General features: G+C 58.6%; 23 protein-coding genes. 16 read left to right on the top strand and 7 right to left on the bottom strand.

Features of this window, described 5'->3' with window-relative positions:
• Nucleotides 1–10 precede the first annotated feature (10 nt).
• The 3 genes from coaBC to ACR0EL_RS11785 form a co-directional block, all read right to left on the bottom strand.
• The gene (coaBC, locus tag ACR0EL_RS11775; protein ID WP_480500070.1) at nucleotides 11–1207 is read right to left on the bottom strand and encodes a bifunctional phosphopantothenoylcysteine decarboxylase/phosphopantothenate--cysteine ligase CoaBC; all 1197 of its coding nucleotides are present in this window, start codon (nucleotides 1205–1207) and stop codon (nucleotides 11–13) included.
• 63 nt (nucleotides 1208–1270) lie between these two features.
• Nucleotides 1271–2095 carry a ChaN family lipoprotein gene (locus tag ACR0EL_RS11780; RefSeq protein WP_480500071.1) on the bottom strand — a complete coding sequence of 275 codons (825 nt, stop codon included), beginning with the start codon at nucleotides 2093–2095 and terminating at the stop codon, nucleotides 1271–1273.
• Complete coding sequence (locus tag ACR0EL_RS11785) at nucleotides 2092–2970, bottom strand: RNA polymerase factor sigma-32 (protein WP_480500072.1); 879 nt, start codon at nucleotides 2968–2970, stop codon at nucleotides 2092–2094. The genes ACR0EL_RS11780 and ACR0EL_RS11785 overlap by 4 nt, the downstream gene beginning before the upstream one ends.
• Nucleotides 2971–3070: 100 nt before the next feature.
• Here ACR0EL_RS11785 and cobU point away from each other — a divergent pair, with 100 nt between their 5' ends.
• From cobU to ACR0EL_RS11805, 4 genes are read left to right on the top strand one after another with little or no spacing between them, the layout of a single operon-like run.
• A complete protein-coding gene (gene cobU, locus ACR0EL_RS11790; protein ID WP_480500073.1) occupies nucleotides 3071–3592 on the top strand; it encodes a bifunctional adenosylcobinamide kinase/adenosylcobinamide-phosphate guanylyltransferase in 522 nt (173 codons plus the stop codon).
• The gene (locus ACR0EL_RS11795; RefSeq protein ID WP_480500074.1) at nucleotides 3589–4167 is read left to right on the top strand and encodes a histidine phosphatase family protein; all 579 of its coding nucleotides are present in this window, start codon (nucleotides 3589–3591) and stop codon (nucleotides 4165–4167) included. The genes cobU and ACR0EL_RS11795 overlap by 4 nt, the downstream gene beginning before the upstream one ends.
• Nucleotides 4168–4225: 58 nt before the next feature.
• Nucleotides 4226–5110, top strand: coding sequence for a glutathione S-transferase (locus tag ACR0EL_RS11800; RefSeq protein WP_480500075.1), 885 nt, complete (start codon nucleotides 4226–4228; stop codon nucleotides 5108–5110).
• 47 nt (nucleotides 5111–5157) lie between these two features.
• Complete coding sequence (locus ACR0EL_RS11805; protein ID WP_480500076.1) at nucleotides 5158–6672, top strand: YifB family Mg chelatase-like AAA ATPase; 1515 nt, start codon at nucleotides 5158–5160, stop codon at nucleotides 6670–6672.
• Here the strand turns inward: ACR0EL_RS11805 and gshB are convergent.
• From gshB to rsmI, 3 genes are all read right to left on the bottom strand, one after another.
• Nucleotides 6669–7601 carry a glutathione synthase gene (gene gshB / locus ACR0EL_RS11810; RefSeq protein ID WP_480500077.1) on the bottom strand — a complete coding sequence of 311 codons (933 nt, stop codon included), beginning with the start codon at nucleotides 7599–7601 and terminating at the stop codon, nucleotides 6669–6671. The two genes, ACR0EL_RS11805 and gshB, sit on opposite strands and share 4 nt — an antisense overlap.
• Nucleotides 7602–7662: 61 nt before the next feature.
• A complete protein-coding gene (locus ACR0EL_RS11815; RefSeq protein ID WP_480500078.1) occupies nucleotides 7663–8034 on the bottom strand; it encodes a YraN family protein in 372 nt (123 codons plus the stop codon).
• Nucleotide 8035: 1 nt separating this feature from the next.
• The gene (gene rsmI / locus ACR0EL_RS11820; protein WP_480500079.1) at nucleotides 8036–8893 is read right to left on the bottom strand and encodes a 16S rRNA (cytidine(1402)-2'-O)-methyltransferase; all 858 of its coding nucleotides are present in this window, start codon (nucleotides 8891–8893) and stop codon (nucleotides 8036–8038) included.
• An 88-nt stretch (nucleotides 8894–8981) separates the two neighbouring features.
• On the opposite strand from rsmI, the gene ACR0EL_RS11825 reads away from it, so the two are divergent.
• The 3 genes from ACR0EL_RS11825 to murJ are packed head-to-tail and all read left to right on the top strand — an operon-like array spanning nucleotide 8982 to nucleotide 14471.
• Entirely contained in the window at nucleotides 8982–10154 is a 1173-nt protein-coding gene (locus ACR0EL_RS11825; RefSeq protein ID WP_480500080.1) for a penicillin-binding protein activator, read from the top strand.
• A complete protein-coding gene (locus tag ACR0EL_RS11830; protein WP_480500081.1) occupies nucleotides 10114–12933 on the top strand; it encodes a [protein-PII] uridylyltransferase in 2820 nt (939 codons plus the stop codon). Before ACR0EL_RS11825 ends, ACR0EL_RS11830 begins: the two co-directional genes overlap by 41 nt.
• The gene (gene murJ / locus ACR0EL_RS11835; protein ID WP_480500082.1) at nucleotides 12930–14471 is read left to right on the top strand and encodes a murein biosynthesis integral membrane protein MurJ; all 1542 of its coding nucleotides are present in this window, start codon (nucleotides 12930–12932) and stop codon (nucleotides 14469–14471) included. Before ACR0EL_RS11830 ends, murJ begins: the two co-directional genes overlap by 4 nt.
• Here the strand turns inward: murJ and ACR0EL_RS11840 are convergent, their stop codons facing one another.
• On the bottom strand, nucleotides 14472–15158 hold the full coding sequence (locus ACR0EL_RS11840; RefSeq protein ID WP_480500083.1) for a rhomboid family intramembrane serine protease: 687 nt from the start codon (nucleotides 15156–15158) through the stop codon (nucleotides 14472–14474).
• Nucleotides 15159–15244: 86 nt separating this feature from the next.
• Here ACR0EL_RS11840 and trpS point away from each other — a divergent pair, with 86 nt between their 5' ends.
• The 9 genes from trpS (at nucleotide 15245) to ACR0EL_RS11885 (ending at nucleotide 22723) form a co-directional block, all read left to right on the top strand.
• Nucleotides 15245–16273, top strand: a complete 1029-nt coding sequence (gene trpS / locus ACR0EL_RS11845) for a tryptophan--tRNA ligase (RefSeq protein WP_353011910.1) — start codon at nucleotides 15245–15247, stop codon at nucleotides 16271–16273.
• Between the two features lie 58 nt (nucleotides 16274–16331).
• Nucleotides 16332–17195, top strand: coding sequence for a branched-chain amino acid aminotransferase (locus ACR0EL_RS11850; RefSeq protein ID WP_480500084.1), 864 nt, complete (start codon nucleotides 16332–16334; stop codon nucleotides 17193–17195).
• Nucleotides 17196–17271: 76 nt separating this feature from the next.
• Complete coding sequence (locus ACR0EL_RS11855; protein WP_170535882.1) at nucleotides 17272–17727, top strand: universal stress protein; 456 nt, start codon at nucleotides 17272–17274, stop codon at nucleotides 17725–17727.
• Entirely contained in the window at nucleotides 17711–18322 is a 612-nt protein-coding gene (locus ACR0EL_RS11860; protein ID WP_480500085.1) for a DsbA family protein, read from the top strand. The genes ACR0EL_RS11855 and ACR0EL_RS11860 overlap by 17 nt, the downstream gene beginning before the upstream one ends.
• A gap of 69 nt (nucleotides 18323–18391) precedes the next feature.
• Nucleotides 18392–18955 carry a NifU family protein gene (locus ACR0EL_RS11865; RefSeq protein WP_170535878.1) on the top strand — a complete coding sequence of 188 codons (564 nt, stop codon included), beginning with the start codon at nucleotides 18392–18394 and terminating at the stop codon, nucleotides 18953–18955.
• Complete coding sequence (gene tsaB / locus ACR0EL_RS11870; protein ID WP_480500086.1) at nucleotides 18945–19535, top strand: tRNA (adenosine(37)-N6)-threonylcarbamoyltransferase complex dimerization subunit type 1 TsaB; 591 nt, start codon at nucleotides 18945–18947, stop codon at nucleotides 19533–19535. Before ACR0EL_RS11865 ends, tsaB begins: the two co-directional genes overlap by 11 nt.
• Nucleotides 19532–19951: a GNAT family N-acetyltransferase gene (locus ACR0EL_RS11875; RefSeq protein ID WP_480500087.1), complete on the top strand. Its 420-nt coding sequence runs from the start codon at nucleotides 19532–19534 to the stop codon at nucleotides 19949–19951. The genes tsaB and ACR0EL_RS11875 overlap by 4 nt, the downstream gene beginning before the upstream one ends.
• A 152-nt stretch (nucleotides 19952–20103) precedes the next feature.
• Nucleotides 20104–21102, top strand: coding sequence for a BMP family lipoprotein (locus tag ACR0EL_RS11880; RefSeq protein ID WP_480500089.1), 999 nt, complete (start codon nucleotides 20104–20106; stop codon nucleotides 21100–21102).
• Nucleotides 21103–21193: 91 nt separating this feature from the next.
• On the top strand, nucleotides 21194–22723 hold the full coding sequence (locus ACR0EL_RS11885; protein WP_480500090.1) for an ABC transporter ATP-binding protein: 1530 nt from the start codon (nucleotides 21194–21196) through the stop codon (nucleotides 22721–22723).
• Nucleotide 22724: the final 1 nt, after the last annotated feature.

A 22724-nucleotide genomic window follows, 5' to 3' on the forward strand; every position in this document is an offset into this window, starting at 1 on the left:
GCTGGGGGCATCAGTTGCTCAAAGCCTCAGCAATCTTTTGCGCCAGCCGCGCCGCAACGGCGTCCTTGCCCATGCGCGGCCATTCTTCGGTACCAGCATCCGAAATCAGCAGAACTGCATTCTCTGTGCCGCCCATAATGCCGGTCTGGGGGCTGACATCATTGGCAACGATCCAGTCGCACCCCTTGCGCTGGCGCTTTGCCGTTGCATGTTCAAGAACGTCGTTGGTTTCTGCGGCAAAGCCAACAACTAACATCGGACGTCCGTGCTCCATGTATGAGACACGTTTCAAGATGTCCGGATTTTCGGAAAACTCCAGCGCGGGCAAGCCATCCTGCGTTTTCTTCAGCTTCCTATCTGATGCACTGGCCACTCGCCAATCCGCCACAGCCGCCGTAAATACACCCACATCCACGGGCAGGGCCGCATCCACCGCGTCTGACATCTGCTGAGCTGTTTCAACGCGCACAACCTGCACGCCTTCGGGGGGCGGCACATCTGCCGGCCCGGTAACAAATGTCACATCTGCGCCCAAGGCCGCCAAAGCCCGTGCCACCGCCGTACCCTGCGCGCCCGAAGATCGGTTGGCGATGTAACGCACGGGATCGATCGGTTCATGTGTCGGGCCTGATGTCACAAGGATACGTTTTCCTCGCAGCGGACCATCTGCCATCTGCGCTTCGATAGCGGCAACAATCTCCAACGGTTCAGACATTCTACCAGGGCCGTATTCGCCACAGGCCATATCGCCTTCGTTTGGCCCGATAAAACGCACGCCATCGGCCTGCAATTGCGCAAGATTGCGTTGCGTCGCCGGGTGATCCCACATCCGCACATTCATGGCGGGCGCGCATAACACGGGCGTATCCGTGGCCATTAACAGGGTCGAGGCCAGATCGTTCGCCAACCCCGCCGCCATCTTGCCCATCAGATCCGCCGTCGCCGGGGCGACCACAATCAAATCGGCAGAACGCGACAGCTGGATATGGCCCATCTCTGCCTCATCCGTCAGATCAAACAGGTCGCGATAGCATTTCTCGCCCGCCAGTGCGGACACGGACAAAGGTGTGACAAATTCTTCGGCAGCGCGGGTCAGAACCGGGGTCACGGCCACGCCACGCTCTTTCAGGCGGCGGATCAGGTCCAGCGACTTGTAGGCCGCGATCCCTCCTCCGATGATCAGCAGGATACGTTTGGAAGCCAGCATGTTCAGCCTTTCCCGTTCTGGTCGGCGCTGACATTAGGCAAGGCCACGGCGTAGTACCAGCGGTTAATTCTGCACCTCAAAGGCTTGGCAGGGGTCTTCGCGATCTACTTCAGGGCTATCGATGACCACATCAAAGGTGCCTTCGATCTGCCCGCCTTCGGATTGGCCAAGCACAAAGACCTTCAATCCGGGACGTAGGCGAGACAGGAAGGTGGGGATACCGCGATCCTTACGCGCATGACCGTTGCCAGTGATCACGGCCACGGGCCCACCGGTATCGTCCATCGCTTGCAATATCGACCGCGTCAGCACCGCATCACGCAGGCGTTGTATCGCAACCATCTGCGGCAGCACGTGCTGAGGCAGTGCATTGCAATGCGCCACAAGTTGATCCGCCTCACGCGCCGCTTGTTCCTGCGCAGGCAGCGGCACTGTTAGACCGTATCGTGCCGCATCTGCGCCAAGTGCGGTTGCCGCGCCGCGCTCCATAGCAGCACGTGCTGCGGCGCGCGGCACCATCGCACCATAAACCGGCGCGTCTGTGGCCTGGAAGATAGGATAATACATGCTGAGCGGCGGCCAGCCCGTTTCTGCCCAGCGCAGAATACGACCCAGCTCTTCCGGGTTCGAGGCCGCCGTCTGCGCCAAACGTTGTGCGCCCTCTTCGGTGACCATTTCCCAAACGACTGCGGACGGGGCGATCACCTCAATCGCCTCGGTCTGAACCTTGTGATGGTCCGGATTGTCGTGAATCTCGCCCAATATCACGACATCCGCTGCCTGCATCGCAGCAATCACGTCGTCGGGAATAAGTTGAGCGGCCCATCCCGGGCGCGCCGGGATTGCCGTAACTATTAGAGCAAAAAGAAGAATCGCAAGCCGTGTCATGCGATGAAGTGTTGCACCTCACGCGATTGGGCTTCAAGGTTCTTACGCATCTTCGTGAAGGCGGCAGCCTCAAGCTGGCGCACGCGTTCCTTTGATAGACCAAGCTCGTCACCCAAGCTTTCAAGGGTTCGTGCCGGTTCCCGAAGCTTGCGTTCACGCACGATGAACCTTTCCCGATCATTCAGCGACTTCATCGCAGTCAGCAACCATTCGCGCAATTGCTCGGTATCATGGCTGTGTTCTACCGCTTCGGCGGCCTGCTCTCGATCATCTTCCAGCGCGTCAATCCACTCGCGTCCGTCCTCATCGGCGGATTGCACCGCATTCAGCGAGAAATCAGACCCGGACAGGCGACCTTCCATCATCTCGACATCGCGCAGCGGCACACCAATCTCGGTGGCGATCATCTGGTGCAATTGATGGCGGTCCAACTCAAGGCCCTCGGTTGCGGCCTCACGCTCCAGCCGCGCCTGAACACGGCGCATATTGAAAAACAAGGATTTCTGAGACGAGGTCGAGCCGGTGCGCACCATCGACCAGTTGCGCATCACATAGTCCTGAATGCTGGCCTTGATCCACCAAACCGCATAGGTGGAAAATCGCACGCCCCGGTCGGGGTCGAACTTGTCGGCGGCTTTCATCAGGCCCAGCCCGGCCTCTTGGATCAGATCGTTCATCGGCGCGCCATAGCGCTTGAATTTGGCTGCCATCGAAATAGCTAACCGCATATAGGCGGTGATCAGACGGTGCAGGGCTTGTTCATCGCGTTCGTCTCGCCACGCATAAGCCAGCTTCAGCTCTGTCTCTGCATCCAGCAACTCGGCCTTCATCGCTCGCCGGGACATCGAAAAGTCGGTCGCGTTGTCAAGTGCCATGAAACTCTCCCTATTTCATATTCGATGGCCGGGCTTGCCTTGCCGACCTATGGTCGATACGCAGAACCCAACAGACCGGATCACTTGAAAGGTAAGAATTGTGCTTCCCGATTTAACCTTTGTTCTAGGTGGGGCTGCATCGGGCAAGTCTGCGTTTGCCGAACAACTGGTTGTATCGTCGGGCAAAAGCCGTGTTTACCTGGCCACTTCACAAGTGTTTGATGATGAGATGCGCGCGAAGGTTGATCACCATATCGCGCAGCGCGGGCCGGATTGGCATACGATTGAGGCGCCACTGGATCTGGCGCCCGTTCTGGCTGATCTTAGCACCGAACAGATTTGCCTGATCGATTGCGCCACCATGTGGCTGACCAATCACCTGTTGGCAGAAAGTGATCTGCATATCGCGCAGACCGCCCTGTTACAGGCCCTGAATAGCTGCCCGGCCCAAATCGTCATCGTATCGAACGAGGTGGGGCACGGAATCGTCCCCGAAAACGCTTTGGCCCGCCGGTTTCGTGAGGCACAGGGCCGATTGAACATCGCCTTGGCGGCACGGGCAGAGTTGGTGGTTCAAGTGACAGCAGGTCTGCCGACAGTTCTGAAAGGCGCACTGGCGTGACGCGGTTGCATCTGGTCCGGCACGGCCCAACCCATGCCAAAACCATGGTCGGGTGGTCCGATCTTCCCGCTGATCTCAGCGACACTGCCGCGCTGAAGCGGCTGCATGACTACCTACCTCATGACGCCGTCGTTGTCTCATCAGACCTATCGCGCGCCGTTGATACCGCATCCGCTATTCAAGGCGCACGCACACGCTTGCCGCATCATCGTGATTTGCGAGAGATCAATTTCGGAGCATGGGAACTGCGTGGTTTCAAGGAGATCGAGGCAGAAGACGCCGAACTGGCCTTTGCCTATTGGGACAATCCCGGTGACGTGCGCCCACCAGACGGGGAAAGCTGGAACCAGGTGCGCGCGCGCGTCGATCGCGCCGTTGACGCCCTCATCGCGGATCATCATGGCCGCGATATTGTGATCGTCGCCCATTTCGGGGTGATCCTGACGCAGGTTCAGCGGGCACTTGATCTGGACGGACAAGAGACCTTTGCCCATCGTATCGACAACCTGTCGGTCACCCAAGTGACCTTTGAGGGAACGGGCTGGTCCGCAGGGGCGATCAATCACCGTCCGTGATCCTACTGCGCACAAATCACTGATTTACCAATTGCCAACCCGTCGCCATCGTGGGCCCATGACCTATGATCTCTTTATCGGTGACAGGCTGTTTTCCAGCTGGTCCTTGCGCGGTTGGCTGATGCTAGAAAAGTTTGGCCTGCCCTATCGAAACCATATGATCGGGCTGTATTCCGGCACGATGGCGCAGGATATGCAAACCCTCGCACCCGCGCGGCTAGTGCCTGCCTTGCGCATGCCCGACGGAACGGTCGTGGGTGAAAGCCTGGCGATGGCCGAGACGCTCGCTGAATGCCATCCCGATGCCGGGCTTTGGCCAAAAGATGCGGCAGCACGGGCAACGGCCCGTTGGCTCTGCGCCGAGATGACCGCCGGCTTCAGCGCCTTGCGCGAAGATTGCCCCATGCAGTTGAAACACGCCTGGCAAGACTTCAACCCATCACAGGATACGCTGGCCGATCTGGCGCGTGTTGAAACGCTGTGGGCCCATGCCCGCCAGATATCCGGGGCTACAGATGGCCCGTTGTTCGGAGCCTATTCGCTTGCGGATGTGTTTTACACCCCGGTCGCAGCAAGGATTGTGGGCTATGGTCTGCCGGTGTCTGGTGCCAATCGCGACTATTGCCATTTTCTACTTGGGGAAAAATCGGTACGGCAATGGCGAGCCATGGGACTGACGGTTGAGTATGATCCATTTCCCTACAATCATGGCTCCGTTTCTTCACCCTGGCCAATTGGTGGTGTTTCAACTGCCAAAACTGTCGAAACCGGCCCTTCCTTGAATGCGCGCTGCCCGTATTCCGAGGAACCAGTGACGAATTTTCTGGAGCTCGATGGGCAATGCTGGGGTTTCTGCAACGCATTCTGCCGCGACAAAACTGCCGCAGACCCCGAGGCCTGGCCAAAATTCATCGCCATGCAAGACGCCGTTAACGATTCCTAAACCGCAACCATGGCAGCAACGTCCTGTTAACCAAGAACAGGATTGCCATGGTCGCCCGCGCCCATACTGTTGCGTTTCAAGGGGTTGATGCCCGCCCGGTTGAGGTGCAATGCGCCGTTTCGCCCGGACTGCCTGCATTTTCCATCGTGGGCCTGCCCGACAAGGCCGTCTCAGAAGCCCGCGACCGGGTGCGTAGCGCGCTAAGCGCCATGGCCATCGCGCTGCCTTCGAAACGGATCACCATCAACCTGTCCCCAGCTGATCTGCCGAAAGAAGGCAGCCATTTCGACCTACCCATCGCGGTTGCATTGCTGTCAGCGCTTGAGATTATCCCTGCCGACGCGGCAGAAGGAACGGTCGCTTTGGGTGAATTGTCGCTGGATGGGTCACTGGTTCCTGTTGTCGGGGCCCTGCCTGCCGCGATGACCGCCGCGTCCGAAGATCGCGCCTTGCTGTGCCCCCGCGCCTCCAGCGCCGAGGCGGCTTGGGTCGATGCAACCCAGGTGATCGGGGCTGGTTCATTGGGCGATGTTGTGCGCCACTTTTCGGGCCAGACGCCACTTGCTGCCGCAAAACCGGGCGAGGTGACCCTTGCAACCAGCCCACGTGATCTGCGCGATGTAAAGGGTCAGGAACGGGCCAAGCGCGCGTTGGAGATTGCGGCCGCCGGGCGGCACCATCTGATCATGATCGGCACGCCCGGATCGGGGAAGTCTATGCTAGCGGCCCGCCTGCCCGGGATTCTGCCCCCTTTGACCCCAGTCGAGGCTTTGGAAACGTCAATGATCCAATCTCTCTGCGGTTTATTGGACGAAGGCGGGATCAGCCGCGCCAGGCCTTTTCGGGAACCACATCACACGGCTTCAATGGCGGCGATTGTCGGCGGCGGTAAAGGCGCGAAGCCAGGTGAGATTTCCCTGGCCCATAATGGCGTGCTGTTCATGGATGAGTTCCCCGAATTCCCCCGTGCAGTGCTGGAGACCCTGCGCCAGCCGATTGAAACCGGCGAAGTCATGGTCGCCCGCGCCAATGCCCATATAAAATATCCCTGCCGCTTTATGCTGATCGCAGCAGCAAACCCTTGCAAATGCGGGTACTTGACCGACCCGTCCCGCGCCTGCTCGCGTGCACCCGGTTGCGGTGAGGACTACTTAAACCGCATTTCCGGCCCGCTGATGGACAGGTTTGACCTGCGGATCGAGGTGCCTCCGGTCGCGTTCACCGATCTCGATCTGCCGCCCTCGGGCGACAGTTCAGCCACCGTCGCCGCGCGCGTCGAACAAGCACGGGCGGTGCAGGCCGCCCGGTTCGAGGGCCACAATTCGGTACGTCAGAACGCCGACGTAGAAGGCAAGCTGTTGGAAGAAGTTGCGGCGCCCGATGCCGAAGGGAAAGAGCTGTTGCTTAAGGCCGCCGACCGCTTTGGCCTGTCAGCCCGCGCGTTTCACCGCATTCTTAGGGTCGCGCGCACCATCGCAGACCTTGAAGGTGCTCCCAATATTCGACGCCCTCACGTGGCCGAAGCGCTGAGCTTTCGCATCAGCGCCAAGGTGATGGCTTAAACTTTGGCCTCAATCGCCTGCCAGATCTTTTCGGCAATGTTTTCGCCATTGAACCGCTCAAGCTCTTGTATCCCGGTCGGGGAAGTGACGTTGATCTCGGTCAGATAATCTCCGATCACGTCGATGCCGACAAAAATCTGACCCTTTTCTTTCAGAAGCGGGCCGATTGCAGCGCAGATTTCCAGATCACGTTCAGACAGTCCGATTTTCTCGGGCCGACCACCCACATGCATGTTCGATCTGGTCTCACCTTCGGCCGGAACACGGTTGATGGCGCCGACGGCCTCTCCGTCCACAAGGATCACACGCTTGTCGCCATTTCTTACGTCAGGCAGGAATTTCTGCACAATCAACGGCTCAGGCGAAAAGCCGGTAAACAACTCATGCAGAGAGGTCAGGTTACGATCACCCGCATCCAAGCGGAACACGCCTGCGCCGCCATTGCCATAAAGCGGCTTCAAGATGATGTCCTGATGCTTTTCCTTGAACGCTTTGATGGTTTGCAAATCCCGCGCAATCGTGGTGGGCGGTGTCAATTCCGGGAAATCCAACACCAGCAGTTTTTCAGGATAATTGCGCACCCAAAACGGATCGTTCACCACCAGGGTCTGACCCTTGAGCCGGTCCAGCAGGTGTGTCGACGTGATATAGTGCATATCGAACGGAGGGTCCTGACGCAGCCAGACGACATCAAAATCGGCCAGATCAACTTCGCGCTCTGGCCCAAGTATCGCCGGGTCGCCGGGGACGCGCTGAACCGTCATATCCTGACCCCATGCCGTGATCCTGCCTTCTTGATAGGCCAATTGGTCCGGGCCGTAGAAGAACAGCTCATGACCCCTGGCCTGCGCCTCTTCCGCCAGGCGGAAAGAGCTGTCGGCATTGATGTCCACGTCCCCGATTGGGTCCATTTGAAAGGCGGTTTTCATGGCATGTCCCTCAACTTCATGCCAGATACATGGCCCAGCCGGCCAAGGGGTTCAATGGGGCTTAGGCCTGACCAAAGGCGTTTTCGATGATTTGAACAGCCCCCGAGTGATCAACCAGGGCGGCATCAAACCGGACATTTGTCAGTTGCCCGCCTGGTTCGTTTTCCAGAAACTGCGCGGCAGAGGCGCAAATTCGTTCCGTTTGCCGCCGCGTGATCCGGGCAGCGGCCCTGTCAAAACTGCTGCTTTTCTTCACTTCGATGAACACCAGCCCATCCGCATTACGTGCGATCAAATCAATCTCTCCACCTGCGCCGCGCCAGCGTCGATGCGCGATCGAGTATCCGCGGCGTTCATAGTCCATCGCCACCTGCAGTTCAGCGGCCTGACCTGAGTGATAAGAAACCGATCCCTGATCCGAGTGCTGCGCCATCTTAACCCTTTCCCAGTTTCAGAGCCTTTTGATAGATCGGGCGGCGCGGCAGTTCGTACATTTGCGACACCAGATCCGCCGCATCCCGTACCGAATGGGTTTGCAAGGCCTGTATCAATGCCTCTTCTACGTCAGACTCGTTAACGGTTTGCGAATGGCTTCGATCCACCAGTAGAACAACTTCACCTTTGACGGATTGGCCCTCATAGGCTTCCGAAAGCTCGCCCAAGCTGCCGCGCCGCACCTCTTCGAACTTTTTCGTCAATTCGCGGCAAAGCGCGGCTTGGCGGTCCGGTCCCAGAACGTCTGCCAGATCAGACAGACACGCCGCCACACGCTTTGGCGATTCGTAAAAAACAAGCGTGCCTGGGATATCACGCAGCGATTCGATGCGGCTGCGGCGCGCGCCAGACGCATTTGGCAAAAATCCCGCAAAAAAGAAGGCATCCGTAGGCAATCCGGCCAGCGTGAGCGCGGTTAAAACCGCCGACGGGCCGGGCGCGCAGGTCACGGTATAGCCGGCTTCGGATGCCTGCCGCCCCAGATCATAGCCGGGGTCCGCAATCAGTGGCATTCCAGCCTCGGACGCATAGGCCACTGAAAGCCCTCGTTCCAGCGCATCCATGATCTTGCCGCGCGCTCCTGCACCGCTGTGATCGTGATAGGCCTGAATACGCCGCCCCTCCAGTGGAACGCCATGAATCTCCATCAGTCTGCGCAGACTGCGGGTGTCTTCGGCTGCGATCATGTCGGCAGAGGCCAAGACGTCCAAAGCCCTGAGCGTAATGTCGCGCGCGGTTCCGACGGGTGTGGCAACAAAATACAGGCCCGCAGCCAATCTGGTCTTTTGGAAATTCAAAGCTGGACCCTCACCGCGTGACGTCTATTATCTCGGATCGACAGAACAGCGGCGTCGCGCGCTGCCGGATCAGGGAGTTTTCTTTTAGATGTTTACTGTTTGCAAGCCCGTAAGCAAACTGGCGAAAGCCGCAGCCGCGCTGGCCACCGCAGCATTTCTGGCGGCCTGTGAGCCCGGCGGCCTTGGCGGAGGTCCATCAATCGATACATCCGATCCCGTTCCCGTCGCCCTATTGGTGCCGCGCGGTTCAGGTCAGGCCGGTGACGCCGCATTGGCACAAAGCCTCGAAAATGCCGCTCGGCTTGCCATGTCTGATCTGCCCAACGTGAAAGTCGACCTTCGGGTCTATGACACGGCCGGAAATGCGAGCACCGCATCGACAGTCGCGCAACAGGCTGTGGCAGATGGTGCAAAGATCATTATTGGCCCGGTTTACGCGCAGGCCGCAAATGCCGCTGGCTTGGCCGTGTTGAACAAAAACGTCAATGTCCTGTCTTTCTCGAACAATACCAGCATCGCCGGAGGCAATGTCTTTGTTCTGGGACCCACCTTCCAGAACACAGCGAACCGGCTGGTGAACTATTCGGCCGCTCAAGGCAAAACCGGAACCGTGATCGTCTACAGCAACGACGCAGCCGGCCAGTTGGGGCAATCTGCAATTGCCTCTGCCTTAGGCAGCAGCCCGGTCAACAATGCGGGCACCGTTTCCTATGACCGCTCGCAACAAGGGGTGATTACCGCGGTGCCGACCATCAAGGCGACCGTCGATTCTTCCGGAGCGGACTCGGTCTTCTTGACAGCGACAACAGCCGGGGCGTTGCCTTTGCTGACACAGCTTTTGCCCGAAGCGGGCGTGTCCCCTGCTAAAACGCAGTTCATCGGCCTGACGCGTTGGGATATCCCGCCTCAAACACTTGAACTTCCAGGGGTTCAGGGGGGCTGGTTTGCCCTGCCCGACCCATCCAAGGCGCAATCCTATCGTCAGCGCTATAACGCGACCTATGGCGAAGCACCGCATCCGATCAGCGGCCTGGCCTATGACGGGATCGCCGCGATTGGCGCGCTGGTTGCACAAGGCAAATCCAATGCACTGACCGGAGCAGCCCTGACCCAGAGCGCCGGATTCCAGGGCGTGGGTGGCATTTTCCGCCTGCGTCCGAACGGCACCAATGAACGCGGTCTGGCCGTGGCCACGATCCAGAACAAACAGGTGGTTGTGATTGACCCTGCCCCACAAAGCTTCGCTGGCGCCGGTTTCTGACCGCCCCGGCCTGATCACAGCGCCTGATGCTGAACTGATCTGCCCCGCCAACGACATTTTCGACAGCGCCAATGTCACGGAACACTTGGCTGCTGCTTTTGAGACCTGCGCGGACAATACCGCCATGCGGGCAGAAACGGTGCGTATCCTGCGGGAGGCTCAAAAAGCAGGGCGCAAAGCGATTGCCGATGCCTTTGCAACGCGCCCATTTGAGGCGCGCCCCTTGACGCGTTCGTATACCTACCTAACCGATCAGTTGGTGGGCACAGCAATGCGCGTGTCCAGCGAACGGCTGCACCCGCTTGCCACACCCACGCAAGGCGAGCGGATCGCCGTTCTGGCGGTTGGTGGCTATGGGCGGGGCGAAATGGCACCCGCATCCGACGTGGATCTGCTGTTCCTGACGCCCTACAAGATCACCGCCTGGGCCGAGAGCGTGATCGAATCCATGCTCTATATCCTGTGGGACCTGCGGTTAAAGGTCGGGAACTCCTCTCGCACGATCAAAGACTGCCTGCGCCTCGGGACTGAGGACTTCACCATCCGCACAGCTATGCTGGAGCAACGCTATCTGGCGGGTGACAAGGCGCTGGCGGATGAGTTGGACAAACGGCTTAAATCTGAGCTGTTCAAAGGAACCGAGCGCGAGTTTATCGAAGCCAAGCTGCAAGAACGCGACGCCCGGCACCTGAAGCAGGGCCAGCGCTATATGGTCGAGCCCAATGTGAAAGAGGGCAAAGGCGGATTGCGCGACCTGCAATCGCTGTATTGGATCGCCAAATATATCTACGGTGTCCAGGACGTGGCCGAACTGGTGCCTTTGGGGTTGTTCACACCCGAGGAGTTCCAAACATTTGTCGAGGCCGAGGATTTCCTGTGGGCCGTTCGATCTCATCTGCATCTGGTGACCGGCCGGGCAACGGAACAGCTGACCTTTGACCTGCAAGTCGAAGTGGCCGAGCGCTTGGGATACAAAGACCGTGCCGGGCGACGCGCGGTTGAAGTTTTCATGCAGAGGTATTTCCGCGAAGCGACCCGCGTGGGTGAACTGACGCGAATCTTCCTGACCAAGCTGGAAGCGGCGCATGTGAAAGGTGCCCCGCTGCTGGAACGGATTTTCCGTCGACGCCCACGGGTCAAAGACGGTTACAAGGTTGTGCATGGGCGGCTGGACATTGCCGACCCAAATGCGTTTCTGTCTGACAAGGTCAACTTACTGCGCCTGTTTGAAGAAGGGCTGCGGACTGGTATGTTGATCCATCCCGACGCTATGCGCCTTGCCACCGCGAATTTGCACTTGATCGACGAAGACATGCGCAACGATAAAGAAGCGCAGCGCATCTTCCTGGACCTGATGCTCAAACACGGCAACCCCGAACGCGCCCTAAGGCGCATGAACGAACTTGGCGTGCTATCGGCCTTTCTGCCCGAGTTCGAGCCCATCGTGGCGATGATGCAATTCAATATGTATCACAGCTACACGGTGGACGAGCATACCATCCAGTGCATTACGAACCTGGCTCAGATTGAACGTGGCGAATTGGTTGAAGCTTTGCCATTGGCCTCATCGATTTTGGAAGGCGGCGTCAATCGCAAGGTTCTGTATGTGGCGCTGTTGCTGCATGATATTGCCAAAGGGCGACCCGAAGATCATTCGATCCTTGGGGCGCAAATCGCCCGCAAAGTGGCCCCTCGTCTTGGGTTGAACAAGACCGAATGCGAAACCGTCGAATGGCTTGTGCGGTATCACCTGCTGATGTCAGACATGGCACAAAAACGAGACGTCTCGGACCCGCGCACGGTGCGCGACTTTGCCAAGGCGGTGCAGACGGTCAAGCGGCTGGACCTGCTGACTGTGCTGACGGTGTGTGACATTCGCGGCGTCGGGCCAACCACCTGGAACAACTGGAAAGCCACTCTGCTGCGTGCGCTGCATGCTGAAACCAAACGCGCACTGGACACCGGACTGGAGGTCCTGAACCGCGCCAATCGTGGAGCCGAGGCGAAAAAGGCATTGCGGGCCAAACTGGCCGACTGGACCAAGACAGACCTCAAGACAGAAACCGGTCGTCACTATGCGCCTTACTGGCAGGGTCTGCCTCTGTCGGCTCATGTCGAATTTGCCGAGATGTTGCGCGCGCTGGAGATCAGTGGGGATCCAGGGGCAATGGAAATCCGCCTGCACCCAGACGAGGACCGCGATGCCACCCGTGCCTGTTTTGCGATGGGCGATCACCCCGGCATTTTCGCACGGATCGCAGGTGCGCTGGCATTGGTCGGTGCCAATGTCGTGGACGCGCGCAGCTACACCACCAAGGACGGCTATGTCACCGATGCGTTCTGGATACAGGATGCCGAGGGTCACCCATTCGAAGCCTCGCGCCTGCCGCGCCTGACGCAGATGATCCAGAAGACGCTCAAAGGTGAGGTGGTCGCCGGTGAAGCACTGAAATCCCGCGACAAGATCAAGAAGCGCGAACGCGCCTTCAACGTGCCGACCCATATCACCTTCGACAATGAGGGGTCCGAAATTTACACGATCATCGAGGTAGATACCCGTGATCGGACAGGGCTTTTGTATGATCTGACCCGTACGCTTGCATCCTCGAACGTCTATATCGCCAATGCGGTGATCGCGACCTATGGCGAACAGGTTGTAGATGCTTTCTATGTGAAAGATATGTTTGGCCTGAAGTACCACTCGGAAAGCAAGCAACGCGGGCTTGAGGCAAAGCTGCGTAAAGCCATCACCGAAGGCGCCGAGCGCGCGGTCTCATGAAGAAAATCCGGTTGTTTTCGGGCCTGTTCACGGTTGGGTTCTGGACCCTGGCCAGCCGTATCCTCGGGTTTCTACGAGAGATTCTGCTGACCGCCTACATAGGTCCCGGACCGGTTATGGATGCCTTTGTCGCCGCGTTCCGCCTGCCCAATATGTTCCGCCGGTTCTTCGCCGAAGGCGCGTTCAATGCAGCTTTTGTGCCGATGTTTTCGAAACGGTTGGAAGGCGATGAAAACGCCGAAGGGTTCGCACAGGATGCCTTCAACCTGCTGGGTGCTGCCGTATTGGCGCTGGTTGGCCTGGCGATGGTGTTCATGCCCGGTCTTGTCTGGCTGACGGCCGAAGGGTTTTATGGCGATGAACGGTTCGATCTGGCCGTCGATTATGGTTATGTCGTCTTCCCCTACATCCTGTTTATGTCCCTTGCGGCGTTGTTTTCTGGCGTTCTCAATGCAACCGGACGCTTTGCCGCCGCCGCTGCCGCCCCCGTTTTGCTGAACATTTTTGCGTGCACGGCCCTGATTTTCGGCGCGCTGTCCGGGGGTGAGATCATTCGCTGGCTGATCGCAGTGATCCCGATCGCCGGCATCGCGCAATTGGCGCTGGTCTGGGTGGCGACGGAACGAGCCGGCATCCGCATTCGCCCCGGCGTGCCCCGGCTCAGCCCCGAGATGCGCAACATGGTTCGCATCGCCATACCGGCGGCTTTGGCCATGGGTGTCACACAAGTCAATCTGGTGGTTGGACAACTGGTTGCTTCGAAAACCGAGAAAGCTGTCAGTTGGCTTTTTGCGGCGGATCGGCTGTATCAACTTCCCTTGGGCGTTGTTGGAATTGCTATCGGTATCGTCCTGCTGCCTGATCTGTCCCGCCGCCTGCGCGCGGATGACAAGGATGGCGCGCGCAACGCCTTTTCCCGCGCTGGGGAGTTCATGCTGCTGCTCACGCTGCCCTCAACCATCGCTTTTCTGATCATCCCGATCCCTCTGGTCTCGGTCCTGTTCGAACGGGGCCAATTCAGCCCCGAGGATACCGCCGCTACTGCGCTGGCCGTTGCCGTCTATGGCGTCGGGCTTCCGGCGTTTATGCTGCAGAAACTTCTGCAACCCCTTTTCTTTGCGCGCGAGGATACGCGGTCGCCCTTCCGCTATGCTGCCGTCGCCATGGTCATCAATGCGGCTTTGGCCTTCGGGCTATATCCGCTGGTCGGATGGATTGCGCCAGCGATTGCCGCATCCGCCGCTGGATGGGCCATGGTCGCTTTACTGGCCATTGGCGCCCGCCGCATGGGGGATGAGGCGCGGTTCGATGATCGGTTCAAACAGCGGGCCTGGCGGATTGTTGCGGCCTCGGTTGGAATGGGTGTCGTGTTGTTTGTTGCCATCCAGTTGTTTGGTTGGGCCTTCGCGTTGGCAGGCTGGCGTTATCTTGCCCTATTGGCTCTGATCAGCGTCGCAGCCGTAACGTATTTTGTGCTTGGATATCTGTTGGGGGCTTTCAAGCTGGCCGAGTTCAAACGCGCCTTGCGCCGGTCCTGATCAATCCCGCCGAATGCGGCCTCTGATCCGGGCCCAACCACCCGGTGCCAGAAAGAACGATAATCCGAACCCGGTGGCAAATCCGGCCAGATCGGCGATCCAATCCGGCGCACCGCCAAAGATCAATCGAAACAGAAACTGAATTCCCATCAGCACCGCAATCAATTGAAACGCCCTTGCCTGGTTCTCGCCCACCAAAGACAGCTTGCGCCACAAAAGCCATGTGAACGCGCCGATCAAGCCGTAGACTGGTGGAAACCCGCCAACCAGATACGCGCCAGGTGCCAGGATCAACGCATAAACCACAGCTGCGCCGACACCAGACAGCACAAAGATCAGCAACATCGCGACGCTGCCGAATACTTCGGCAACCATCTTGCCCATGGCTAGAACGAAGACGCAGACAAAGACGGATTGCGTGAAGTTGAACGAGACAAACGGATAGGTGACCAGACGCATAAGATAGTCGGTGCGCCACTGTCCTGTCTGCAACATCCGGTCAAACTGGCTGACAAAGAACGAATAACTGTCAATCGCCTGCGTGCGCCAGCCTATGGCCCCAGGCCCGCCGATCAGGCCGCGTTCGCCCAGAATAAAAGCCAGCTCGATCCCCATGATGAACAGAACCAGCGCCACGACGACAGGCGGCAGAGGGTTCACGGCGGGTGTATAATGCTCACTGCTCATCTGCCGGGCCTTTCGCGGCTGTTGACGTCCCTTACCCTCATGGGTAAGCGACGAGGGCTGACTTTTCCAGACGGGAGTTCCCTTCGATGACCCAGACCCAATTCACGCCGCGCGTGTTTTCCGGCGCGCAGCCTTCGGGCAATCTGCATCTTGGCAACTATCTCGGTGCACTTCGGAACTGGGTGCGGATGCAGAGTGACGAGTTTGAGACTATTTACTGCATGGTCGATCTGCATGCGATCACCGTCTGGCAGGACCCGGCCGAGCTGCGCCACGCGACCCGAGAGTTGTGCGCCGGGTACATCGCGTCTGGCCTGAACCCCGAAAAATCGATCCTGTTCAATCAAAGTCAGGTGCCGGAACATGCCCAACTTGGCTGGGTCTTCAACTGTGTCGCCCGGATGGGCTGGATGCAACGCATGACTCAGTGGAAAGACAAGGCGGGCAAGAACACGCAGAACGCCTCGCTGGGTTTGTTCGCGTATCCGTCGCTGATGGCGGCTGACATTCTGATTTACCACGCGACGCACGTACCGGTGGGGGATGATCAGAAACAGCATCTGGAGCTGACGCGCGACATCGCAATCAAGTTCAACAATGATTTTGGCGTGGATTTCTTTCCAATCACCGAGCCGGTGATCGAAGGGGCCGCCACACGTGTCATGAGCTTGCGGGACGGGTCCAAGAAGATGTCCAAATCCGACCCATCAGATATGAGCCGCATCAACATGACGGACGATGCTGACACCATTGCGAAGAAAATCCGCAAAGCCAAAACGGACCCGGACGCTCTGCCATCCGAAGCTGACGGTCTGGACGACCGGCCCGAGGCGCGTAATCTGGTCAATATCTACGCGGCCCTTTCGGATCAAAGCGTGGAACAGGTGCTGTCAGATGTGGGCGGCAAGCAATTCGGAGACTTCAAACCGATGCTGGCCGATCTTGCGGTCGAAAAGCTCTCGCCCATCTCGTCCGAGATGGCTCGATTGATGAATGATCAGTCCGAGATCGACCGCATCCTGGCCCGTGGTGCCGAACGCGCGCGAGAGATCACCGTGCCGATCCTGAGACAGACCTACGAGATCGTGGGAATGGTTGGCGCGTCGACGCGCTGATTGCACTGGACCTTCGCCTGACGCCCTCCTAGGTTTGCCCAAAGATTGGGAGGGCGTCATGGCAACGGGCAAAAACATCCGCACCTATTTCGAAGGGCAGTGGCATGATGGGGACGCGCCTATCATGCGCGCGGCAGATCATGGTGCATGGCTGGGATCCTCTGTCTTTGACGGGGCGCGCTATTTCAACGGCATGGCGCCAGACTTGCTGGCCCATTGCGCGCGCATCAACCGATCCGCCAAAGCGCTGATGCTAACCCCGACCGTAACTCCTGAACGCATGGTAGAATTGGTGCGTGAGGGGCTGCAAAGCTATGCCCCTGACAGCGCCGTGTACATTCGTCCGATGTATTGGGGCATCGATGGCGATCACACCGCAATCGTGCCGCAGCAGAACAGCACAGGATTTGCCATCTGCCTGGAGGAAATCCCGATGGCGCCCGAAACGGCCTCTGCCACGCTGACAACGACGCAGTTTCGGCGGCCAGTTCTGGAGTCTGCCGTGGTAAACGCCAAGGCCGGGTGTCTGTATCCCAACAATGCCCGCATGTTGGCCGAAGCGAAGGCCAAGGGTTTCTCAAACGCTCTGGTGGCGGATGCGATGGGCAATGTTGCCGAGACTGCAACCGCCAATATCTTCATGGCCAAAGATGGAGAGGTGTTCACCCCAATCCCGAACGGCACGTTTCTCGCCGGGATCACCCGCGCGCGCCATATCGCGAATTTGCGCGCGGATGGTGTCACGATCCATGAAACCATCCTGAGCTTTGATGATTTTCACGCAGCGGATGAGGTGTTCATGTCCGGGAACATGAACAAAGTGACGCCTGTGACTGCTCTGGACGATACGCAATATCAGATTGGCCCTATCGCGCGGCGCGCCCGTGCGCTTTATTGGGATTGGGCTGCAAGCGAAGGCTAACCGATCACCCGGTATTTGCCCGAGTTGCCAGCACGCATCTGGTCGGGCATGATCCCCGAAATGAATGAGGACCCCCATGCGCAAGTTTCTGGTCGTATTGGATGATAGCCGCGAATGCCTGAACGCGATGCGCTTTGCCGCCATGCGCGCCTCGCACACCGGTGGCGGTGTCACGATCCTGTCGGTGATCCCGCCGGATGAGTTCAACCATTGGATCGGCGTGGCCGAAGTGATGCGGGAAGAAGCGCGCGAGCGTATCCATGCGCATTATGAGGTGTTCGCCAAATGGATGCGCGACAAACAGGGCGTCGATCCTGAACTTGCGATCCGCGAGGGCGATCCCGTGCCTCAGATCATCGAACATGTCCAATCAGACCCTGAGATCGGGGTGCTGGTTCTGGGCGCAGGAACCGACAAGAAAGGTCCCGGCCCCCTGATCACCCAGTTAACCAAAAGCTCTGGCAGCTTGCCGATTCCGATCACGATAGTACCCGGCGATCTAAGCAAGGAAAAACTTGAGGAAATCACCTGATATGGTGGCAGGGGTCGAATTCTGGTTCGAATTCGCCTCGACCTATTCCTATCTCAGCGCCATGCGTATCGAACAGGCAGCCTCTGATCGCGGCGTAGTGGTCGATTGGCAGCCCTTTCTGCTGGGGCCAATCTTTGCGGAACAGGGGTGGACCACATCGCCGTTCAACCTCTACCCTGCCAAGGGCGCATATATGTGGCGTGATATGGAAAGGTTATGCTCCGCACGGGGCCTGCCATTTCAGAAACCCGACCCTTTTCCCCAGAATGGCCTGCGCGCGGCGCGGCTTGTTTTGGCAATCGACGACCCCGCTGATAAGGCCCGACTTGTATGTGCGGTCTACAATGCTGAGTTTGGAGATGGGCGCGATATCTCGAACGAAGCGACGCTTTTGGCCTGCTTGGACAAGGCCGGGTTATCGCCAGATTTGCTGCACCGAACCGCTGAGCCGGACATCAAATCCGCCTTGTTCCAGCAGACTGAACGCGCCAAGGAAAAGGGCATCTTTGGAGCCCCGAGTTTTTGCGTCGGCGACGAACTGTTCTGGGGTGACGACAGATTGAACGAGGCGTTGGACTACGCAACTCGAATTTAGAACCGTTCCAAATCTTGACTTCTACGAGCGCCACGCGCATATCAGAGGCATCTCAGATGGAGCTGCCCCATGTTCATTCAGACCGAATCCACCCCGAACCCGGCTACGTTGAAGTTTTTGCCCGGCCAGACGGTTCTGGAAGCGGGAACAGCGGATTTCCCAACTGCCGAAGCGGGTGAGAAATCCCCCTTGGCCAAGCGTATCTTTGGTGTCAGCGGTGTGACTGGCGTGTTTTTTGGCAATGACTTCGTCACGGTCACCAAATCTGACTCTGTGGAATGGGATCACATCAAACCCGCCATCCTTGGCGCGGTGATGGAGCATTTTCAGTCCGGCCAACCGGTCATGGGGGCTGACGCAACGGCGGCCTCGGGCCATGCGGAACACACCGGTGAGGATTCGGAAATCGTGGATCAGATCAAGGACCTGCTGGACAGCCGCGTCCGGCCTGCGGTTGCACAGGATGGGGGTGACATCACGTTCCACGGTTTTGACCGGGGCGTGGTTTATCTGCATATGCAAGGCGCCTGTGCGGGCTGCCCGTCTTCGACACTGACTCTGAAAATGGGCATCGAAAACCTGCTGCGCCACTATATTCCCGAAGTGACCGAGGTTCGCCCGGTTGCCGTCTGACCCAACAATATTGGCATTTGACACATCGGCCGCGCATTGCGCGGCCGCTTTGCTGCGGGATGGGCAAATCATTGTGTCAACCGCCGAGGCCATGTCGCGCGGACAGGCCGAACGGCTCATGCCGTTTCTGGAAGAGGTTTTGGAGCAAGCTGGCTGTATCTGGGCCGATCTTGACGCAATTGGGGTCGGTGTCGGACCGGGGAACTTCACCGGCATTCGAATCTCGGTCTCGGCAGCGCGGGGGCTAGCATTGGGGCTAGGTGTTCCGGCCGTCGGAGTTTCAGGCTTCGATGCCTTGGTCCAAATCGCACCAAGCGGTCAGATCGCGGCCATTCAGGCACCGCGCGAACAGGTCTATCTGCAGCAAGGCGACGGCCCAGCGCAACTGATGCCCAAAGTCGAGGCATGCACGCTTGGACAGCTGTTCTTTTGCTCCGATCCGGCAGCGCAGGCAGAGGCAATTGCCAAGGTTGCTGCGCGTCGCTGGAAAGACGTGTCAGACCTACCTGCCCCGCTGTATGTCCGGGCTGCTGATGCCGCGCCATCCAGCGATCAACCTCCGGTGCTCCTGGACGAATGACCCCACACGAGATGGCCCAAACGCATGCGGCTGCATTCACACAATCCCGCCCGTGGACAGCGGCAGAGTTTGCCGACCTGCTGGCAAACCCGTTTACGCACTGCGTTGGATCAAGTGATTCTTTCGCCCTGTTTCAGGTCATCGCAGATGAAGCGGAACTGCTGACGATTGCGACTCACCCCGCGTATCAGCGGCGGGGTCTTGGCCTGCAATGCATGGCGGACTGGCATGCTAAGGCCAAAACGCTTGGCGCAAAACGCGCCTTTCTAGACGTGGCCGCCGACAACCTGCCCGCAATTGCGCTGTATGAACGGTGCGGATACCGGCCTTGTGGGCAGCGAAAGGGCTACTATGCCCGAAAATCCGGCAAAAACTGCGACGCAATCATCATGGAACGCCTGCTGCACCTTAACTAAGACACAAATTTTGGACCAACTGGTCAAAAACCACTTGACCCTGCCGGTTGCAAACACCCTTAATTCCCGTCATCACAACGGTTATGCTCGCTCTGAGTGGGTAAACGGGGCTATCTTGGTTCCGGACCGACAAAAACCAACGGGAGTAAAAAATGACCCTGATGAAATCTTTGATGGGTGCCGCTGCGGCGGTCGCACTGACAGCTGGCGCAGCTCTGGCCGAGCCGGCGCTGATCTTTGACCTGGGCGGTAAGTTCGACAAATCGTTCAACGAGGCGGCCCATAACGGCGCTACTCGCTGGGCCGAGGAAACCGGCGGTACATACCGCGAGATCGAATTGCAATCTGAAGCCCAGCGCGAACAGGCGCTGCGCCGCTTTGCCGAAGCCGGTGCTAACCCGATCATCACCATGGGCTTTGCCATGGCCGATCCGCTGTCGGCCGTTGCCGGTGACTATCCTGACACCAAATTTGTCGCCGTTGACGTCACCTGGCTGGATGCCCCAAACATCCGTCAAATCGGATTTGCCGAGCATGAAGGGTCATATCTAGTTGGCATGATGGCCGCGATGGCATCGGAATCCGGCACTGTTGGCTTTATCGGCGGTATGGATATTCCTCTGATCCGCCACTTTGGCTGCGGCTATGCACAAGGCGCCAAAGCGGTGAACCCGGATATCGAAGTTGTTGCCAACATGACCGGCACCACCCCGGCAGCCTGGAACGACCCGGTTAAAGGGTCCGAGCTGACCAAGGCGCAGATCAGCCAGGGTGCTGACGTGATCTATGCAGCCGCAGGCGGCACCGGTGTCGGCGTTCTGCAAACCGCAGCCGACGAAGGCATCCTGTCGATCGGCGTGGACAGCAACCAGAACCACCTGCACCCGGGCAAAGTTCTGACCTCGATGCTGAAACGCGTGGACGTGGCCGTCTATGACGCGATGAGCGCGGGCGAAGGCCTTGAAACCGGCGTATTCGCAATGGGTCTGGCCGAAGAAGGCGTGGGCGTCGCAATGGACGATAACAATGCCGCGCTGGTCTCAGATGACATGAAAGGCGCGGTCGACAAGGCGCGTCAGGACATCATCGACGGCAATGTGACCGTTGTCAGCTACTACGAGAACGACAGCTGCCCAGCACTGCAGTTCTGATCTTTCGCGGGACGGAGGCTTGGCCTTCCGTCCCGTTTCCTCTCTGCCGCCATGTGCAAAGGCGGCCCTTTCGGCAACCCAAGGACAAGACATGACCGTCCCCGCCATTGAGCTCAAAGGGATTTCCAAAGCCTTTGGGCCGGTTCAAGCCAACAAAGACATTTCCATCAGCGTCGCTCCCGGCACGATCCACGGGATCATCGGTGAAAACGGTGCGGGCAAGTCCACGCTGATGAGTATTCTCTACGGCTTTTACAAAGCCGACAAAGGTGAGATTTGGATCAACGGCACCAAGACCGAGATACCGGATAGCCAGGCCGCTATCGCCTCGGGCATCGGCATGGTGTTTCAGCATTTCAAGCTGGTCGAAAACTTCACCGTTCTGGAAAATATCGTTCTGGGTGCCGAAGATGGCGGGCTGCTGGCCCCGTCTCTGGCCAAAGCCCGCAAAGAGCTGAAAGCGCTGGAAGAAGAGTACGAACTGTTCGTAGACCCCGACAAACGCATCGACGAGATCGGTGTCGGGATGCAGCAGCGGGTCGAAATCCTTAAGGCGCTGTATCGCAAGGCCGAGATTCTGATTCTGGACGAACCAACCGGCGTTCTGACGCCGTCTGAGGCGGATCAGCTGTTCCGCATCCTAGATCGGCTGCGGACCGAAGGAAAAACGATCATCGTGATCACGCATAAACTGCGTGAAATCATGGAAAACACCGATACCGTGTCGGTCATGCGACGCGGTGAGATGACGGCTACTGTGAAAACGGCCGAGACCAGCCCCGAAGAACTGGCCGAACTGATGGTGGGCCGCAAGGTACTGCTGCAAGTCGACAAAGTACCCGCCCAACCGGGCAAGCCCATACTGGAAATTGAGAACCTGCAGGTGTTTGACAGCGCAGGCGTTGAGCGCGTCAAAGGCATCGACCTGACCGTTCGCGCGGGTGAGATCGTCGGCATCGCGGGTGTTGCGGGCAATGGTCAGTCAGAACTGTTGGAAGTTCTGGGCGGCATGCGCCCCGGTCAGGGCTCGATCAAACTGAATGGCTCCCCGCTGGCGCTCAGCGGTGCCGGATCGGACGGGCAGGCGCGACGTGCCCAGCACATCGCCCATGTGCCCGAAGACCGCCAGCGCGAAGGGTTGGTGATGGACTTCCACGCGTGGGAGAATGTGGCCTTTGGTTACCACCGCGATCCCGCCTACAAGCGTGGCCTGTTCATGGACAACGCCGCCTTGCGCGCCGATACCGAAGCCAAGATCGCTAAGTTTGACGTGCGCCCGCCCGACCCGTGGCTGGCCGCCAAAAGCTTCTCGGGTGGCAATCAACAGAAAATCGTCGTTGCACGCGAAATCGAGCGGAACCCTGATCTGCTGCTGGTTGGTCAACCGACACGCGGCGTGGATATCGGCGCAATCGAATTCATTCACAAACAAATCGTCGCCCTGCGCGATCAGGGCAAAGCGATCCTGCTGGTCTCGGTCGAGCTGGAAGAGATCTTCTCGCTGTCTGACCGGATCGCGGTGATGTTCGACGGACATATCATGGGTGAACGTTTGCCTACCGAGACCGATGAAAAAGAACTGGGGCTGCTGATGGCCGGTGTTGCGGAAGAGGCCGCTTAAA

Source organism: Ruegeria sp. AH12 (genome assembly GCF_056541465.1).

What these genes read in the sequence shown, in the direction of transcription:
- ACR0EL_RS11855 (WP_170535882.1), top strand. Translation starts at nt 17,272, where the DNA reads ATGCGCAAGTTTCTGGTCGTATTGGATGATAGCCGCGAATGCCTGAAC.
- murJ (WP_480500082.1), top strand. Translation starts at nt 12,930, where the DNA reads ATGAAGAAAATCCGGTTGTTTTCGGGCCTGTTCACGGTTGGGTTCTGG.
- ACR0EL_RS11865 (WP_170535878.1), top strand. Translation starts at nt 18,392, where the DNA reads ATGTTCATTCAGACCGAATCCACCCCGAACCCGGCTACGTTGAAGTTT.
- ACR0EL_RS11875 (WP_480500087.1), top strand. Translation starts at nt 19,532, where the DNA reads ATGACCCCACACGAGATGGCCCAAACGCATGCGGCTGCATTCACACAA.
- ACR0EL_RS11785 (WP_480500072.1), bottom strand. Translation starts at nt 2,970, where the DNA reads ATGGCACTTGACAACGCGACCGACTTTTCGATGTCCCGGCGAGCGATG.
- ACR0EL_RS11780 (WP_480500071.1), bottom strand. Translation starts at nt 2,095, where the DNA reads ATGACACGGCTTGCGATTCTTCTTTTTGCTCTAATAGTTACGGCAATC.
- ACR0EL_RS11805 (WP_480500076.1), top strand. Translation starts at nt 5,158, where the DNA reads ATGGTCGCCCGCGCCCATACTGTTGCGTTTCAAGGGGTTGATGCCCGC.
- ACR0EL_RS11885 (WP_480500090.1), top strand. Translation starts at nt 21,194, where the DNA reads ATGACCGTCCCCGCCATTGAGCTCAAAGGGATTTCCAAAGCCTTTGGG.
- ACR0EL_RS11815 (WP_480500078.1), bottom strand. Translation starts at nt 8,034, where the DNA reads ATGGCGCAGCACTCGGATCAGGGATCGGTTTCTTATCACTCAGGTCAG.
- gshB (WP_480500077.1), bottom strand. Translation starts at nt 7,601, where the DNA reads ATGAAAACCGCCTTTCAAATGGACCCAATCGGGGACGTGGACATCAAT.
- coaBC (WP_480500070.1), bottom strand. Translation starts at nt 1,207, where the DNA reads ATGCTGGCTTCCAAACGTATCCTGCTGATCATCGGAGGAGGGATCGCG.
- ACR0EL_RS11850 (WP_480500084.1), top strand. Translation starts at nt 16,332, where the DNA reads ATGGCAACGGGCAAAAACATCCGCACCTATTTCGAAGGGCAGTGGCAT.
- ACR0EL_RS11800 (WP_480500075.1), top strand. Translation starts at nt 4,226, where the DNA reads ATGACCTATGATCTCTTTATCGGTGACAGGCTGTTTTCCAGCTGGTCC.
- ACR0EL_RS11825 (WP_480500080.1), top strand. Translation starts at nt 8,982, where the DNA reads ATGTTTACTGTTTGCAAGCCCGTAAGCAAACTGGCGAAAGCCGCAGCC.
- ACR0EL_RS11840 (WP_480500083.1), bottom strand. Translation starts at nt 15,158, where the DNA reads ATGAGCAGTGAGCATTATACACCCGCCGTGAACCCTCTGCCGCCTGTC.
- ACR0EL_RS11880 (WP_480500089.1), top strand. Translation starts at nt 20,104, where the DNA reads ATGACCCTGATGAAATCTTTGATGGGTGCCGCTGCGGCGGTCGCACTG.
- trpS (WP_353011910.1), top strand. Translation starts at nt 15,245, where the DNA reads ATGACCCAGACCCAATTCACGCCGCGCGTGTTTTCCGGCGCGCAGCCT.